The organism is Streptomyces bullii (assembly GCF_042657145.1).
GTDB lineage: Bacteria > Actinomycetota > Actinomycetes > Streptomycetales > Streptomycetaceae > Streptomyces > Streptomyces bullii.
Genome location: NZ_JBHSNY010000009.1, coordinates 1 through 17538, shown reverse-complemented (window position 1 = coordinate 17538; position 17538 = coordinate 1). Strand labels below are relative to the sequence as shown.

General features: G+C 68.1%; 9 protein-coding genes. 6 read left to right on the top strand and 3 right to left on the bottom strand.

Annotated features, from left to right (window positions below; genetic code table 11):
* The first annotated feature begins 180 nt into the window (after positions 1 to 180).
* The 3 genes from ACFPZJ_RS25155 to ACFPZJ_RS25145 all read left to right on the top strand — a co-directional run bounded on the left by ACFPZJ_RS25155 (position 181) and on the right by ACFPZJ_RS25145 (position 12088).
* The gene (locus ACFPZJ_RS25155) at positions 181 to 8883 is read left to right on the top strand and encodes a golvesin C-terminal-like domain-containing protein (RefSeq protein ID WP_381026650.1); all 8703 of its coding nucleotides are present in this window, start codon (positions 181 to 183) and stop codon (positions 8881 to 8883) included.
* Positions 8884 to 8933: 50 nt separating this feature from the next.
* Positions 8934 to 9425, top strand: a complete 492-nt coding sequence (locus ACFPZJ_RS25150) for an SMI1/KNR4 family protein (protein WP_381025824.1) — start codon at positions 8934 to 8936, stop codon at positions 9423 to 9425.
* 1871 nt (positions 9426 to 11296) lie between these two features.
* On the top strand, positions 11297 to 12088 hold the full coding sequence (locus ACFPZJ_RS25145; protein ID WP_381025821.1) for an RNA polymerase sigma factor SigF: 792 nt from the start codon (positions 11297 to 11299) through the stop codon (positions 12086 to 12088).
* 34 nt (positions 12089 to 12122) lie between these two features.
* On the opposite strand, the gene ACFPZJ_RS25140 is transcribed toward ACFPZJ_RS25145, so the two are convergent.
* A complete protein-coding gene (locus ACFPZJ_RS25140) occupies positions 12123 to 12446 on the bottom strand; it encodes an ANTAR domain-containing protein (RefSeq protein WP_381025818.1) in 324 nt (107 codons plus the stop codon).
* Between the two features lie 207 nt (positions 12447 to 12653).
* Here ACFPZJ_RS25140 and ACFPZJ_RS25135 point away from each other — a divergent pair, with 207 nt between their 5' ends.
* Entirely contained in the window at positions 12654 to 13451 is a 798-nt protein-coding gene (locus ACFPZJ_RS25135; protein ID WP_381025816.1) for a VOC family protein, read from the top strand.
* Between the two features lie 82 nt (positions 13452 to 13533).
* On the opposite strand, the gene glgX is transcribed toward ACFPZJ_RS25135, so the two are convergent.
* Positions 13534 to 15684 carry a glycogen debranching protein GlgX gene (glgX, locus tag ACFPZJ_RS25130; protein ID WP_381025813.1) on the bottom strand — a complete coding sequence of 717 codons (2151 nt, stop codon included), beginning with the start codon at positions 15682 to 15684 and terminating at the stop codon, positions 13534 to 13536.
* Entirely contained in the window at positions 15681 to 16193 is a 513-nt protein-coding gene (locus tag ACFPZJ_RS25125) for a pep a2 (RefSeq protein WP_381025811.1), read from the bottom strand. Before ACFPZJ_RS25125 ends, glgX begins: the two co-directional genes overlap by 4 nt.
* A 337-nt stretch (positions 16194 to 16530) precedes the next feature.
* On the opposite strand from ACFPZJ_RS25125, the gene ACFPZJ_RS25120 reads away from it, so the two are divergent.
* Positions 16531 to 16863, top strand: coding sequence for a DUF5133 domain-containing protein (locus tag ACFPZJ_RS25120; protein ID WP_381025808.1), 333 nt, complete (start codon positions 16531 to 16533; stop codon positions 16861 to 16863).
* A gap of 79 nt (positions 16864 to 16942) precedes the next feature.
* Positions 16943 to 17538, top strand: a 596-nt coding sequence (locus ACFPZJ_RS25115; RefSeq protein ID WP_381025805.1) for a maltotransferase domain-containing protein, incomplete at its 3' end; no start/stop codon positions are given.

The following is a 17538-nucleotide window of genomic DNA, read 5'->3' as shown; positions in this document are numbered from 1 at the left end:
CAGTTTCGCCCCAACTGGCCTGGATGTCCCGGCGCTTGACAACGTGTCACCGGAGTGAATAGAAACCCGGCGCCGCTGTCTGTGACCTTCATCCATACAGGTGGAGACGGTTTCCGGCGGCGTGTTTGGTCCGTGACATTCGAGGAAAGGTTTGGCGTGAGACCCAGACTGGGCAGGCTTATGGCGTGCCTGGTGGTATCCGCGGTGACAAGTACCGCGCTGCCCCAGGTCGCCTATGCGGCGCCGGCTGAAGACGATGACGGCAAGGGAATTGTCGATACCGTCAAAGGCTGGTTTTCGGACGATGACGAGGGAAGTGAAAATCCTCCGTCGTATGACGAACTGGAGATAGCCGACCGGCAGAAGCTGCCGAAGGGCAAGGTCGCTCCGCGGGCGAAGCGGGTCAAGGAGCTGACCGGCCGGCGCACGGCGCACGCGCGGTTCTGGCAGCTGTCGGACGGCCGGATCGAGGCGGAGCTGTCGGCGGTTGCGACGTCGTACCGCTCCGGCACGGGCAAGAAGGCGGCCTGGAAGGCGATCAGTACCACCGTCCGTGACACGAGGGCCAAGGGCTTCGACTTCGCCAACACCACCAACAACGGACGCAGCTGGTTCGGCGGGGACGCCGACCGGCTGGTGCGGTTCGCCTCGCCGAGCGGCCGGTCGGTCACCCTCGGTCTGGACGGTGTGGACAAGGACCTGAAGCCCACGGCGAAGGGTTCCACGGTCACCTACCGGGACGTGGTGCACGGTGCGGACCTTGAGTACGTGGTCGGCCCGGGCCGGGTGAAGGAGAACATCACTCTCGCCGAACGCCCCGACGGACCGGTGAGGTTCACCTTCACGCTGGACACCGACGGGCTGACCCCGAAGGCGCGCAAGGACGGCTCGATCGCGCTGTACGGCGAGTTGCCGCACACGCCGGAGCTGGTGATCCCGGCGCCGTACATGACGGACGCGAAGAAGGCGAATCGTTCCGTCTTCGGCCAGACCTACAGCACCAAGGTCAGCCAGAAGCTCACCAAGGACGGCGACTCCTGGAAGCTGACGGTTACCCCGGATGCGAAGTGGCTCGCGTCGAAGGAGCGGCAGTATCCGGTCGTCATCGACCCGACGATCACGATCGCGCCGAGCCCGTCCGCTTCCCAGGATGTCATGGTCCTGTCGGACCAGGCGTCGGTCAACTTCAACACCAGCTGGAAGCTGTCGGCGGGCAAGACCGACACGGGCACGGCCCGGTCGCTGATCAAGTTTCCGCTGAGCGAGATCCCCTCGGGTACGCAGATCGACTCGGCGCGTCTGGAGATGTACTTCGACCAGGCGCACACCACCAACGCCAATGACGTCACCATGGGCGCCTACCGGGCGACCGGGGCGTGGAGTGAGTCGACGGCGACCTGGTCAAACACCAGTTCACTGGTGGGCGAGCTGTCCGGGACCAGCGTGCAGGTGGACGACGGGGATGCGGGGACGACGGCGGCGGTCGGCTCGTGGAAGCCGGGGTCGCAGACGTACGGGATCGACGGCGACTACCTGTACAACAAGGACTCGATCACCACTGACACCTACACCTGGCAGCCCAGGATCCCGGAGACGGCTTCCTACCGGGTCGACGCGCACTATGTGCAGTACTCGGACCGGTCGACGGCCGCCCCGTACACGGTGACCGGGCAGGACGGTACCGCCACCTACACCGTGAACCAGACGGCCGGTTCGGGCGGGGTGTGGGCCTCGCTCAACGGTGGCGCGCAGATCGACTTCGCCAAGGGCACGGCCGGCAAGGTCGTCCTGGGGGACACCGACAGCTCGACGGCGGTGATCGCGGACGCGGTCCGCTGGGTGAACCCGGCGACGATCGTGAAGAACACCGGCGAGTACAACCAGTGGCACAAGTTCCCGGTCACGGACACCGTGCAGAAGTGGCTGGACGGCACGGCCACCAACAACGGCTTCGTGCTGAAGGCCACGGACGAGTCGTCGACGGCCCCGACCGGCGGACCGCGCTATGAGGCGGGTGACGGCAGCGACTACGGCGGCGAAACGTCCACGATCCCCCGGTTGACGGTGACCTACGGCAAGGTCGGCACGACGCTGAACTCGCCGACCGTGGTGCACTCCACCGGCCCTGAGCTGTCATGGAAGGCGTACTCCAACACCACCGGTGACGCGGGCCTGGACATCGTGGAGTACCAGCTGCACCGCTCCACGCAGCAGGCGTTCACGCCGTCCGCGGCGACACTCATCGCGCCGATCGACAAGTCGGCCACGACGTACACGGACACCACCGCGACTCCGACCCCGAACTCCTACAGTGGGGAGATCGGGCGGTCGTACTACTACCAGCTCGCGGTCAAGACGGCGGACGGCCAGCTGCTCGGCTCGCCCACGCGCATCGTGGGCGTGCCCAAGACGGGCCGCACGATGCGGCTGATCCAGGGGACCTCCGGCGTCGCCGACACGACGCTGTCCTCGGCGCAGCCGACCACGAACCAGGACACCATCCAGTCCTTCGGTGTGGGCCAGAAGTGGCTGAGCGTCGGCAACAACTCCTCCACGTACGGCAAGACCCGCGCGGTGATGAAGTTCACCACGTCGGACATCCCGACCACGGCCACGGTGACCGAGTCGCGGCTGTTCATGTGGGGCGCGGAGACCACCACCGGCACCGACGGCGCGATCTACGAACTGCGCAGTCTGAACCGGGACTTCGCCGAGACGTCGGCCACCTGGAACAACGCCACGTCCACCACGGCGTGGACCACGGCTGGCGGTGACCACTCCGGCACCGTCTCCGACACCGTCGCGCAGGTGTCGGAGGTGGGCCGCCACGACTGGGACGCCACCTCGCTCACCCAGGGCTGGATCAAGACCCCGACCTCCAACAAGGGGGCGATGGTCAGGCTGAAGGACGAGTCGTCCACCGGCCCGCAGGAGCGCACCCTGTTCCTGGCCTCGGAGGCGTCCGACTACCAGCTCGGCCCGCTGCTGCGCGTCATCTACGTCGACTCCACCACCGACGACACCTATTACGCTCCGCAGACCCCGGCCCGTATGACCCCCAACTCCACCTACACGGTGGACTTCACGGTCACCAACACCACCAGCACCGCCTGGGCAGCCGGTGAGCGGCAGCTGTCCTACACCTGGAAGCTGCCGGACGGCACGGACGTCACCAACGGCGGCAACCAGGCCACCACGGCCATCCCCGCCCTTGCGCCCGGCCAGTCGGCCGTGCTCCAGGCGCAGGTCAAAACACCGATCAACTCCGATTCCGGCAACAAGCGCACCGAGTACGTGCTCGGCTGGGACGTGCGCAAGGTCTCCGACGGCAGCTGGCTGTCCGCCGGCACCGGCGGCATCCCGCCGCTGAAGCAGAACGTGGCCGTGGAGGACCCCACCTCCAACACCCTGGGCCTGGAGAAGTTCTACTCCTACACCGGCAAGAACACCGGCGCCGGCTCGACGGTGATGAACAACCTCGCCTTCGGCAACAGCGTCTGGTCCTACAACGCGTTCACCAACCCCGGCCGCGGTCTGACGACTTTCGCGCGGTTCGCCTACAACTCGCTGGACACCTCCGACACCGTCTCCGGTCCGGGCTGGTCGGCGCAGCTGGCCGGTCCCATCCGGCTGGGCGGGCACCTGGACTTCCACCCCAACCCCAACGCCAACGCCACCGAAATCCGTCTCCCGGACGGCGACGGCACCACCCACGTCTTCCGCAAGCAGGCCGACGGCACCTGGAAGGCCCCGGCAGGCGTCCACTACCGCATCACGATGAAGGCGGGCCTGGACTGCACCCCCAACAAGGACCCGGTCCCGGACGCCTGGACCATGCTGCGCCCGGACGGCACGCGCTTCCTCTTCGGCTGCGACGGCTACCTGACCTCGGTGGTCGACAAGAACGGCAACACGCAGACGTACACCTACGAGGAACGCAAGTCCAACCACAGGCCGACGAAGTTCCTCAAGTACATCACCGACCCGGCCGGCCGCAAGTCACTGCGCATCGGCTACTACCTCCGAGGCGACGCGACCTACTCGTACGTCAATGACAGCGGGGCCCTCGTCTCAGGCACCAACCTCACCGACCCCGACATCTACGACCACGTGGCGTCCATCACGGACATCTCCGGACGCCGGATCTCCTTCTACTACACCGACACGGGCCTGCTGGGCCGCATGGTCGACGGCAACGGCTCCAGCCAGCCGAAGGTCTTCAAGTTCACCTACGACGCCGTCCAGGGCAACAAGAACGTCAAGCTGGTGGCCGCCACCGACCCGCGCGGCAACAGCACCCGGCTCGCCTACAACCAGCCGCCGACGGACGACCCGAAGTACCACTGGTGGACCAAGACCATCACCGACCGCCTCGGCTACGACACCGGGTTCGTTTACGCGCCCAACGCCACGAACACAAAGTTCACCGACACGACGATCACGGATGCCGAGTCCCGCACGACGAAGTACCTCAGCGACGACTTCGGCCGCCCGGTCCAGACGACGAATGCCAAGTCCCAGACGGCGAAGATGAGCTGGGACTCGGACAACAACGTCACGTACCTGGAGGAGGACAACGGGGCGAAGACCGCCTACTGCTACGACCAGAAGACCGGCTACCCGCTCTGGCAGCGCGACGCGGAGAACAACAAGACGGGCGTGCCGGACCAGGCGACCACCTGCTGGACGGGCACGGCCAACGTGACCGACCCCTCCAAGTGGCCCGCCAACGCGGCGACGTACGAGTACCAGACCCGCGCCGACGGCTACTCCGCCGACCTGGTCCGCAAGACCTCCCCCGAGGGACGCGCCTGGAAGTTCGGCTACGACTGCTTCGGCAACCTCAAGACGGTCACCGACCCCAAGGGCACGGCCACCTGGACCACGGGCGTCTGTGAGCCGACCACCAACGGCTACACCACGAAGTACACGTACGACTCCTACGGGCAACTGACCAAGGCCACCGACGCCAACGGCAACCCCACCACGTACGGCGACTTCGGCCCGACGGGCTACCCGACGACGATCACCGACGCGAAGAGCATCCCGGAGAAGTACGAGTACGACGAGCGCGGCCAGGTCACGAAGGTCACCGACGCCAACCAGAAGGTGACTACTCAGACGTACGACACGTTCGGACGGCCGCTGGTCAACACGGTGCCCAAGGACCAGGACGCGGGCGTTCTGATCACGACTCCGGCGCCGGAGTACGACGCCAACGACAACGTCACCAAGTCGACGGCACCGAATGGAGCGGTTTCGACTGCGGTGTACGACACCACGGACCAAATCACGTCGGCAACAGCGCCGGCGAACAATCAGACCAACCCGCGCACCACGACGTACACATACGACAACGTCGGCAACCTCAAGACGACGACGGAGCCCAAGGGCACGGCAACAACGACGGACACGACCGACTACGTCACAACGAACCACTACAACGAGATCTACCAGCTCACCTCCGTCGTCAACGCGAAGGGCGACAAGCTCTCTTACGAGTACGACAACGTCGGCAACGTCACCAAGGTCATCGACCCCAAGAAGAACGCCACGGCCGACACGACCGACTACACGACCAAGACCGACTACGATCTGAACCACCGGGTCACGGTCGTCACGGACGCGGCCGGCAAGACCACCAAGCGGGGTTACGACAAGGACTCGCTGGTCACCTCGACCACCGACGCGGAGAACAACACCACGCTCATCAGCTTCGACGAGCGCGGCAAGCAGATCGAGGTCAAGGTCCCGCACGACGGCACGTCGACCATCACGTACCGCACGACGAAGTACGAGTACGACCAGGTCGGCAACACCACAAAGGTCATTACCCCGCGTGCCGTCGCGGCCGGTACGACCACCGCTTTCACCACCCGTACCGAGTACGACGCGTTGAACCGTCCGTTCAAGCAGTACCTGCCCTACGACCCGGCGGACACCCGCTACAACAATCCCAACGTCTACACGGAGACTACGTACGACAAGGTGGGCCGGGTGGCGAAGACCTCGCTGCCGCCGTCGGACGGCGAGACGGTCCGCAACGACACCAGCTTCAGCCACTTCGACAACGGCTGGGTGAAGTCGTCCACGGACCCGTGGGACATCGTCACGACCTACGACTACAACGAGACGGGTCAGCAGACCAAGCGGACCCTGACCTCGGCGGGCGGCTCCTCCGACCGCACCATGACGTGGTCGTACTACCCCGACGGCTCGCTGAAGTCGCGGGCGGACGACGGCGTCCCGGTGGGCAAGTCGGTCGTGCTGGTGGACAACTCCGACAGCCAGAACACCTCGAAGACCGGCACCTGGGCGAAGGGAGACATCGCCGGCCAGCAGGGCTACAACCACGAGACCCATACAGCGGGTACCGGTACCGACGCCTTCACGTGGACACTCAACGTCCCCAAGGACGGCACGTACACGGCGTACGTGAAGTTCCCGAAGGTGACGGGCGCCGCGACGACGGCCAAGTACACGCTCACCCATGGGACCGGGACGGTCGACAAGACGATCGACCAGAACGCGACCGCGAACCAGGACACATGGGTCGCGCTGGGCTCCTACTCCTTCAAGCAGGGCAACGCGGCGAAGCTGCAGCTGTTCCAGAACAGCGGCGGCGTGGTGGTCGCGGACGGTGTGAAGCTCGTCCGTGACACCAGCGGCGACCCGGCCGACACGGAGAAGAACGACTTCGCCTACTCCTACGACCTCAACGGCAACCTGACGCAGATCGACGACACCTCCTCGACCGCGAAGATCGACGCGTATGCGATCACCTACACGAGCCTCAACCAGGTCCAGAAGGTGACCGAGTCGCTGTCCGGCACGGAGAGGAAGTCCACGTCGTACACGTACGACGCGAACGGCCAGCCGGAGACGGTTACGCACCCGGACCAGTTCTCCAAGTACACGTACGACCTGCGTGAGCTGGTGAAGACGGTCTGGGTCGGCAAGACGGCGACGGACACCAACCCGAAGGTGACGTCCTACACCTACACCGACCGTGGTCTGAAGCTCCAGGAGACCAAGGCCAACGGCAACACCGTCGACTACACGTACTACCTGGACGCGGTGCTGAAGTCGTCGACAGAGAAGAAACCCAACGGCACTCTCGTCAACTCCCACACCTACGCCTACGACCGGAACGGGAACAAGGCGCAGGACGTCGCGAAGAAGATGAACGCCGACGACAAGAGCACATACCTGTCGTCCACCACGGACTACACCTACGACCCGGCCGACCGGTTGAAGAAGGTGGTAAAGACCGGCAACGGCGCGGGCACCGAGACCTACGTCCACGACGACAACGCCAACGTCATCAGCCAGACCATCAAGGACGTCACCACCACCTACGACTACGACCGCAACCGCCTGCTCAGCGCCACGGCTGTCGGCGGGACGACGTCCACCTACAACTACGACCCCTTCGGCCGTCAGGAGTCGGTGACGTCGGGCGGCAAGATCATCGAGCGCAGCGTGTACGACGGCTTCGACCACGTCGTGGAGTCCCAGAAGATGGACGCCACGGGTGCGATGAAGTCGACCACCTTCACGTTCGACCCGCTGGACCGCACCGCGTCCAAGACGGCGGAAGGCAAGACCACGACCTTCCAGTACCTGGGCCTGTCCAGCGAGGTCCTGGACGAGAAGGTCGCCGGCGAGCTGACCAAGTCGTACCAGTACAGCCCGTGGGGCGAGCGCCTGTCGCAGGTCAAGCACAACAGCGACGGCACGACCGAGGACGGCTACTACGGCTACAACGGCCACACCGACGTCGAGACCCTCACGGACAAGAACGGCGACGCCAAAGCCACATACGGCTACACGGCCTACGGCGCCGACGACAAGTCGGAGTTCACGGGCATCGACAAGCCGGACGCGGCCGACCCGACCAAGGAGGCATACAACCCCTACCGCTTCAACGCCAAGCGGTGGGACGCCCAGTCCGGCACATACGACATGGGCTTCCGCGACTACAACCCGGGCCTGAACCGCTTCACCACCCGGGACATGTACAGCGGCGCCCTCGCCGACATGAACCTGGGCATGGACCCCTTCACCGGCAACCGGTACGCCTTCACCGGCGGGAACCCCGCCAGCAGGGTAGAACTCGACGGCCACGAGTGGTGGAACCCCGTCAGTTGGTTCTCGGGCGGCGGGTCGACCACTAAGACGGCCCCGAAAGGCGGTGGTGGGTTGTTGACGGCCGTCCAGGTCTTCTTGGACGGCATCGGCTGGAACACGTCCACCGCGCCCAGCGGCTACGAGTCGGAACCGGGTGACCGGCCGGACTACAGCAAGGGTCTGCTCGTCACTCCGGAGAAGAAGGTGGAGTGGACGCCCGCCGTCGACCAGCTCCCCTTCGACCAGGGGGACTGCCGCAAGGGGAAGAGTCAGGTCTTCTACAAGCCGCTGGATTCCCAGGGACGCGCCACCGGCGTGAACGCGTGCCTGACCGCCGCGGACATCAACTACACAGACGACGAAGGGAAACTGCAGGGACCGAATCTCACGACCAAGATCATCGGTAGTCCAGCTCCCTGGCCGTTGGACTCGCCCGACGACTGGGACAACGCTCCGAAGGGATGGAAGCCGAGGTCAGGGAATGACCGCGCACATCTCCTCGCCCGGACTTTCGGCGGCAGCGGGACGGACCGCCGGAATCTGGTATCGCTGCCCTGGCGCGTCAACCAGGTCGACATGCGGGGGTGGGAGGATGCCATCACAGAGGAGCTGGCGAAGGGCAACACGGTCTACTACACCATCACCGCAACCTACCGGGGCAAGAGCACGGAACCCACGTTGACGGGGTACGCCCAGGTCATCGACGGGGATGGCGGATCGTATCCGTGGCAGTACGTCGCCGGTACGGGCTGACGTCAGGAAAGGAAAGAGACGTCATGGAATGGGTGAGGGAACTCGTATCCTTGACCGGCTGGCAGGCCGGGCGGCAGGAGATGGAGTGGAGCGGTGTCGAGCGCGAGTTCGGCACGCCACTGCCTGCCGACTTCAAGGAGATCTGCGAAGTCTTCGGCCCCGGCAGTTTCTGCGGATACCTGGAACTGCTGCTGCCGGTGGACTCCACTGATCCGTATAGTCTGGTCGGGAGGTGGGAGGAGTTGAAGAGCCGACGGGACAGCCCGCAGGTGCGTTCCTTCTTTGAGCCGTACCGGGTCTTTGAGGAGAGCGGTCTCATCCTCTGGGGTGTATCGGTGACTGAAGCGTCGTACTGTTGGCTGGCCGATGCATCGAAGCGCCCGGAGGAATGGCCTGTCGTCGCACGGACCGACCCACTTGAGGAATGGCACCGGTTCGACATGTCCACCGGGGAGTTTATCTGGCGCGTGTTCACCGACCGGGAGTTCCGCCCAGTCTCCGTCGCGGCGAAGGTGGCACGTCCGTATTTCGAGGCCTGCTAACGCGGGACGCCAGGTGAACTATCGCCAGATCCATGACGTTCTGGGTTTCGCAGCCCCAGCGGTTCCCGCGCTGCCGTTCGCACCGACGGTAGCGCGGGAACCCGTGCGCTCATGGTGCGCGACGTTCAGGCCCGGGAAAGTGGCGTGACATGGGTCGCGCTGGACGTGGCTTGAGGATTGCCGAGTGGGTATCGGGCCCCGCTTGATTGGCTCTGGCTCTGAGCGCGATTCTGGTGATCGGCAGCAGCTACGGGTCGGCCAAGGTCAACAGCGATGCTGGCGGCCCGTCGTCTGCGCGGACTGCAGCCGGTCCGAAGGGAATTGGGGTGCGTTTCTCAAGAAAGTTCCTGGGATCCGCGGGTCGCGGAACGGGGGACTGCTGTCGGCGGTGATTGCGTCGGCATCGACGAGACCGGGACGAGGGTGAGCCTCGACGGCAAGATGCCCACACCGCCGCACCGACGCGGCAGCCGCCCCGCGTCCGGAGCCGTCGGCGGCCCGCGCCGACGTGTACGGCACCGCGCGTTTCACCCTGGACATATGCACCCCGGACACGCGGCTGCACACGAAGGTGGTGCGCTTCCCGCACCGGCACGCCGGCATGCTTGGACCGCCGCCACCGCCCTGCACGAGCGGACGGAGGACGCCCCCCGACACCCGTGTCCTGGACGCCGTGGTGCGTCATGTCGGGCAGCGCGTCGCCGCCGCCGTCGCCTACAGCGCGGCCACCGCCGAAGAGGCCTGCCGACTGGTGCGCATCACCTACTGGGTCCCGCCCGCCGCCGAGAACAGGCGATCCTGCCCGGCGCGGCTCGCCTGCCTCCGGCGGCAACCTCGCCCACCGGATCCACACCACGCCGTCCATTCCGGACCTACCGCCTCCCCCGGGTACAGCACACCGCACCGGAGTGCCATGTCGTGCGTGACCGCAGATCAGGAGCCTGTTCGGCCTGTCCCCGCACAACGTCCACGTCACCGCCGCACGCCTGGGCGGCGCCTTCGGCGGCAGCCAGGAGATGCTGACTGAGGACATCGCGGTTCTCGCCGGGCGCCCCGTCGAGATCGAGTACAGCGGAGCCGAGGAGCTGCCGCCGCCCCCGTCGCGCCTTCCGCGACCGGTCACCGGGGGCGCGCAGCGACGGCACCCTGATTGCGCTCGGGGTGCGCGCCGTTGCCGAACCGGCACCTACGGCAACCATCGGCCGGCCGTTCCGGAAGGCTGCGCCGAGACGCTTCGCTGTACCGCTGTGCGAGCATCAGCCTCGGGGTCACAGCCTGCACACCACCCACAACGACCTGCCCGCCGGTGCTGTGAGCCCGGTACTGGCGACGGCGGACTCCGGGGCGGGTATTCCGCCTCATGAGTTCTTCGGCGTCCTCGTGCAGGGTGTCGGCGAGCTTGCGCAGGGCGGGGCAGCGCCGCGTACAGGGCCTGCCGGTACGCCGCGACCAGCCGGGCCGGCCGGCTCCGTACGAGGGCGGCGCGGCGTCTGCGCCGCTCGGTCAGCCGCGCCTCGGCCACCGGGGGAGCAGCAGGCGGGCGGCCCGCCGGTCGGCAGGGTCCGGCCCGGGCGGGCTACCTGGTCCGGCACCCGATCCGCCGCCGGACGGCGCATCGGCATCTCGCAGGCCGCTCGGGGGCTGAGCCTGGCCGTCGGTCCAAGAGAACGCCAGAGAGACCCAGCCGAGCGTGATTCCGGTATTGTCTTATTTGTTTCGAAATATCCGTGCCCGGGAATGGGCACTTCAGTGCTTCGGACAGGAGGCACGTCCGTGGGATCCGGTCCGCCGACCCCGGTGTTCTCCGCCAGGTCCGAGTCCGCGCTTCCCACGGTGTCTGTCCATTCGGCACCTGCTCAGGAGGTGCGCACATGCGTCGCACCGGCAGCACCACATCGCACCCCCACGACGACGCCCCGGACACCGCCGCGGCGTTCGAACGTCTCGCACAGCTTCCCGAAGGGCCCGAGCGCAAGGCGCTACGGGACGAACTCGTCCAGGCCTGGCTGCCGATGGCCGAGCGGATCGCCGTCCGCTTCCGGGGGCGCGGCGAGGCCCTGGAGGACCTCTACCAGGTGGCCGCCCTCGGCCTGGTCAAGGCCGTCGACCACTACGACCCGGCGCGCGGCAACGCCTTCGAGGCGTACGCCGTGCCGACGGTCACCGGCGAGATCAAGCGCCACTTCCGTGACCACATGTGGACCCTGCACGTGCCGCGCCGGGTCCAGGACCTGCGCAACCGGGTGCGGCAGGCCGGGAAGGAGCTGTCGCAGACCGCTCCGGGCCGTGCCCCGACGGTGGCGGAGATCGCCGAGTACGCGCATCTGACCGAGGCCGAGGTGCGCACCGGCATGGAGGCGCTGGAGTGCTTCTCCGCGCTGTCGCTGGAGGCGGAGATGCCGGGGACCGACGGGTACGCCCTCGGCGACGCGATCGGCGGACCCGACCCGGCCTACGACATCGTCGTCAACCGTGTCGCCGTCAAGCCCTGCCTGGAGGCGCTCCCGGAGCGCGAGCGGGTCATCCTCTACCTGCGGTTCTTCAAAGGCATGACGCAGAGCCGCATAGCGGAGCAGCTCGGGATCTCGCAGATGCACGTCTCCCGGCTGCTCAGCAGCTGCTTCGCCCACCTGCGGGAGGAGCTGACGACCGAGGTCCGCTGAGGAGCGGGCACGGCATCCGGCGCCGCCGGGCGGGTCACCGCTCCGGCGGCGCTCCGGGGATCTGCGTGGGACCGAACCGGTCCAGGGCGTCCTCCAGTTCGGCCCTTATTTCCGGGGGCATGACACCCGCGCGTCCCCAGATGAGGATCATCTCCGCCACATTGCGAAGCTTGATGTTCGTGTGCTGGGAGACTTCCTTCAGTACGGCCCATCCCTCGTCCGGCGCCACCCGGCCGAGGGCGACGATCATGCCGATCGCCTGGTCCACGACGGCGTGGGAGACGACCGCCTCCTTCAGCTGCTGGACCTCTTCCTGCAGCTCGAAGATCCGCTCCGAGCCGCCCCCGTCCGTGGGCATGGTCACCTCCGGTGCGGTGCGCCGTGGTCCGACCCATCCATCGTCCTCACTCGCGCCGCACCGTGCCACCGGGCGGCCCGCCCCGGGTTCCGCCGCCGTTTCGGTAGCGTCGCGGGGGTACTCGACAGGCGCCCCGAGCGGTTCCGGTCGGACACTGGTGTCATGCCTCCGGTGGCTGCCGGCCGACGAGATCAGGACGCGACTGCCATGAAACACGACATGCCCTCCCCCGCCGGTGCGAAGATGTCCACGCACTCCGTGTTCGGAGCGCCCTGCTGGGTGAGCCTGACCAGCAGGGACCTGAAGGCGACCGAGGAGTTCTACGGGGCCGTACTGGGCTGGCAGTGGCGGCCGGCCCGGCTGGGCGACCGCTTCCGCATCGCCCTGGCGGACGGCGCGCCGGTGGCCGGTATCGCGGGGGTCGCCACCATGTGGCAGATGGCGGTGGCGTGGACGCCGTACTTCGCGGTGCGCAGCGCGGACGAGGCGGTGGCCCGGGTGCAGGAGCGCATGGGCACGGCCGCGGTCGGGCCGATCTCCCTGCCGCCCGGGCGCGCGGCGCTGCTGGCCGACCGGGACGGGGCGACGTTCGGGATCTGGGAGGGGGAGCTGTTCACCGACTGGGAGACCTGGCGGCACGCTCAGCCGGCCTTCATCACCCTCCACACGCGTGACGCCTTCGACGCCGCCATCTTCTACGGCGAGGTCCTCGACTGGGCCTCGGACACTCCCGGCTGCTGCGAGGTGCAGTACGAAGGCGGCGAGGTGGTGCTGCGCAGCCGCGGGGACGTGGTGGCGCGCATCGAGTCGGGAGCGCTGGAGGCCGCCCCCGACCCGACGATCCGGCCGCACTGGCAGGTTCACTTCACCGTGACGGACGTGTCCGCCTGCACCCGCGCCGCGGAACTGCACGGCGGCAGCGTCCTGTCCAAGGGCAGCGACGAGGCGGTGCTGCGCGACCCGGACGGCGCACAGTTCACGGTGACGTCACGCCGGGGGCGCTGAGCGGGGTCTCACCGGCCTGGCGCGCCCTTTCCCGGACGTCCGGGAAAGGGCGCGCCAGGCTCCAGACCGGGCAACCGCCCTCTCAGCCGGCCGCCCTGCGGGACGGGCGGGAGAGCAGGACCAGACCGCGGGCGCCGACCGTCAGTCGGGTGTGTGCCTTGTGTTCCGCCTCGTCGGGCGTGCCCGACGGGTCCGTGGTGTCGATCAGGGCCGTCCAGCGTTCCCCGTAGGTGGTGTCCGGCAGGCGGAAGTCCACCGGCTCCCAGTGGCTGTTGAGGAGCAGGAGGAAGGAGTCGTCGACGACGGGCCTGCCGCACCGGTCGGGTTCGGCGATGGCGTCGCCGTTGAGGAAGACACCGACGCTGTGCGCGTCGGCGCGCTGCCAGTCGTCGTCGGTCATCTCCCGGGCGTCCGGCGCGAGCCACACCAGGTCGGGCAGCGGCTGGCCCGCGTGGGTCACGGTCTCGCCGCGGAAGAAGCGCCGTCGGCGCAGCACGGGGTGGGCGATGCGCAGGGCGATGACGCGCCGGGTGAACTCCAGCAGGTCGCGCTGCTCGTCGGTCAGCCGCCAGTCGATCCAGGAGATCTCGTTGTCCTGGCAGTAGGCGTTGTTGTTGCCGCGCTGGGTGCGGCCCAGTTCGTCGCCGTGGCAGAGCATCGGGATGCCCTGCGACAGCAGCAGCGTGGCGAGGAAGTTGCGCTGCTGGCGGGCGCGCAGCTCCAGCACGGCCGGGTCGCGTGTGTCGCCTTCCGCGCCGCAGTTCCAGGAGCGGTTGGTGGACTCGCCGTCCTGGTTGCCCTCACCGTTGGCCTCGTTGTGCTTGTCGTTGTACGAGACCAGGTCGCGCAGGGTGAACCCGTCGTGCGCGGTGACGAAGTTGACGCTGGCGCGGGGGCGGCGACGGCTGTGCGCGTACAGGTCCGACGACCCCGTGAGCCGGGAGGCGAACTCGCCGAGAGTGTGGTCCTCGCCCCGCCAGAAGTCCCGTACGGCGTCCCGGTACAGACCGTTCCACTCCGACCACAGCGGCGGGAAGTTGCCGACCTGGTAGCCGCCCTCGCCGACGTCCCACGGCTCGGCGATCAGCTTGACGCGGCTGATCACCGGGTCCTGCTGGATGAGGTCGAAGAACGCCGACAGCCGGTCCACCTCGTGGAACTGCCGGGCCAGGGTCGCCGCCAGGTCGAAGCGGAAGCCGTCGACGTGCATCTCGGTGACCCAGTACCGCAACGAGTCCATGATCAGTTGCAGCACGTAGGGATGCCGCATCAGCAGGCTGTTGCCGGTGCCGGTGGTGTCGTAGTAGTGCTCCCAGTCGCCGTCCACCAGGCGGTAGTAGGAGGAGTTGTCGATCCCGCGGAAGGACAGGGTGGGGCCCTTCTCGTTGCCCTCGGCCGTGTGGTTGTAGACCACGTCGAGGATCACCTCGAGCCCGGCCGCGTGCAGTGTCTTGACCATCTGCTTGAACTCGGTGACCTGCTGGCCGCGCGTGCCGTGGGCGGCGTAGGCGTTGTGGGGCGCGAAGAAGCCGATCGTGTTGTAGCCCCAGTAGTTGGCCAGGCCCCGGTCCATCAGCACGCCGTCCTGGACGAACTGGTGGACCGGCATCAGCTCCACCGCCGTGACGCCCAGGGAGGTCAGGTGCTCGACGACCGCGGGGTGCGCGAGCCCGGCGTAGGTGCCGCGCAGTTCCTCGGGGACGTCGGGGTGGGTGCGGGTCAGGCCCTTGACGTGGGCCTCGTAGATCACCGTGTCGGCGTACGGCCGGCAGGGCCTGCTGTCGTCGCCCCAGTCGAAGGACGGATCGGTGACCACGCCGAGCATGGTGTGCCCGGCGCTGTCGGCCGGGTCGGGCCCGTCCGGATTGCGCTCGTAGAGCGAGGGGTGGTTGTCGATCTGCCCGTCGACGGCCCGCGCGTAGGGGTCGAGGAGCAGCTTGGCCGGGTTGCAGCGGTGGCCGAGTGCCGGGGCCCACGGCCCGTGCACCCGGTAGCCGTAGCGCTGGCCGGGGCCCACGCCGGGCAGGTAGCCGTGCCACACGAAGCCGTCGACCTCGGTCAGCGGCACCAGGGTGTGGCTGCCGTCGTCGTCGACGAGCACCAGTTCGACGCGTTCGGCGACCTCGCTGAACAACGCGAAGTTGGTGCCCTCGCCGTCGTGGGCCGCGCCCAGCGGGTAGGGGTGCCCGCTCCAGGCGGGCACCCCTGTCCGGGTTTCGCGCCGCCGGGTCACCGGGCCTCCTCCAGGACCTCGTTCGGCGTACTGGCCGGGTCGGCCAGCTGGGCGACCCGTACCTCGCGGGGCACCTCGAGGCCCTCGCGCAGGTTCGGGGCGGGTGCGGTGGGCACCAGCGGGACGCGTTCGCCGGCGCGGGCGCGCTGCGAGAACCAGATGACCTTGCTGCCGGTCTCGGTGGCGCAGCAGCCCCAGCCGTCACTCATCGCGGCGAGGTGCTCCAGGCAGCCGCGCAGCTCCTGGTCGGGGCGCAGGGCGCGGTCGTTGTCGCCGATGGCGGTGATGAGGTGCTGTCCGTTCCACCACATCTCGATGGACGTGTTCTTGTCCGTGGCGTACTCGTCGATGGCCCTGAGCAGCATCTCGGCACCGCCGCAGACCGGCTCGACCAGGTTCTCCAGGTCCCAGTACCTCAGGTGAGCGGCCAGAATGCGGCTGACCTGTCCCACCCGTTCCGGGCTCACTTCCACCTCGAGGTGGTAGTAGCAGGGCACTGCGGTCTTCATCGGTTGGCTCCTCACCGCGAAGCTCCCGCTCCTTCTCGCCCCAGCGGGACGAGCCCCGAACACGGAACGTGAGCGCTTATCGCTTCTGAGTCACCCCTCAGCCTGAGGGTGCTAGTCCATTCGTGCAACACGAGCGCACACCTGAGGCGGTGGAGCGCTCATCGGGGCACCCACTCCAGTGGTTGAAGATCCAACAAGACGGTGCGTCATCACGCGTGCACCATGTGTGAAGAACTCGATCGCCGTTACGGGGTCCGTGCCATCGCGCGCACGACCGCCGCCCGACCGTCGGGAGAACGTGCCCCATCGAGCCCGGAAAGGTGAGGTGAACGGCGCCATGCTGCTACCCGCCAAAGCCGAGGTCGCCCGGCAGTTGCGGCGTTACCGGGCCTGGGAACGCGTCATGCTCGCGGCACCGGCCGACCGCACGGTGCGGGCCACCTTCGAGGACTCCGGTTACACCCTGTGCGTGCTGATGGGCAAGCGCTGTGCGCGGGAGGCGGCGGACGCCGCCGAGCGGTATCTGCGCACGAACGTCGTCACCTATCTGCGGCTCTCCCGCCCGCACCTGCAGGAGTCCCCGCCGCGCGAGCAGCTGGAACGACCCCGCCCGGCCGGTGCCGTACGGCGGGGCCCGCCCGCGGCGGAGCGTTCCCCGGCAGGCACATGACGCCCTTCCGGGGGAAGTTCGGCCCCTGATCCCCGACCGGGCTCCGGCCCGGCGTCGAGCACGATGGAGGTGAGGACTCATGAGGACGACCCAGGCGATCGGCCGGATCCCCGTGCGGGACGTGCGGCCGGCCGTGGAGTGCGGCCGGCTGCCGGCCAAGGCGGTCGTGGGAGAGACGTTCGAGGTCACCGCCACCGTGTTCCGTGAGGGACATGACGCGGTCGCCGCCAATGTGGTCCTGAAGGATCCGGAGGGCCGTCCCGGGCCGTGGACGCCGATGCGGGAACTGGCCCCGGGCACGGACCGGTGGGGCGCCGAGATCACCGCGGACGCCGTGGGCGAATGGACCTACCGCGTGGAGGCGTGGGGCGACCCGGTCACCACCTGGCGGCGGGTCGCCGGGATAAAGGTTCCGGCCGGCATCGACCCCGGGCTGGTCCTGGAGGAGGGTGCCGAGCTGTACGAGCGTGCCGCCGCCGGTGTGCCCGACGGCGGCGGGAGGGATGTGGTGCTGGCCGCCGCGGCTGCCCTGCGCGACGAGGACCGCCCGGCCGCGGCGCGGCTGGCGGCGGCGCTCACCCCGGAGGTCGACGCCGTGCTGGCCCGTCATCCGCTGCGGGAGCTGGTGACCAGCAGTGAGCCGTTGCCGCTGCTGGTGGAGCGGGAGCGGGCCCT

Excerpts from the sequence above, each read along its gene's own strand:
- ACFPZJ_RS25125 (WP_381025811.1), bottom strand. The coding sequence starts at position 16,193 with ATGAAGACCGCAGTGCCCTGCTACTACCACCTCGAGGTGGAAGTGAGC.
- ACFPZJ_RS25145 (WP_381025821.1), top strand. The coding sequence starts at position 11,297 with ATGCGTCGCACCGGCAGCACCACATCGCACCCCCACGACGACGCCCCG.
- ACFPZJ_RS25135 (WP_381025816.1), top strand. The coding sequence starts at position 12,654 with ATGAAACACGACATGCCCTCCCCCGCCGGTGCGAAGATGTCCACGCAC.
- ACFPZJ_RS25140 (WP_381025818.1), bottom strand. The coding sequence starts at position 12,446 with ATGCCCACGGACGGGGGCGGCTCGGAGCGGATCTTCGAGCTGCAGGAA.
- ACFPZJ_RS25155 (WP_381026650.1), top strand. The coding sequence starts at position 181 with ATGGCGTGCCTGGTGGTATCCGCGGTGACAAGTACCGCGCTGCCCCAG.
- ACFPZJ_RS25120 (WP_381025808.1), top strand. The coding sequence starts at position 16,531 with ATGCTGCTACCCGCCAAAGCCGAGGTCGCCCGGCAGTTGCGGCGTTAC.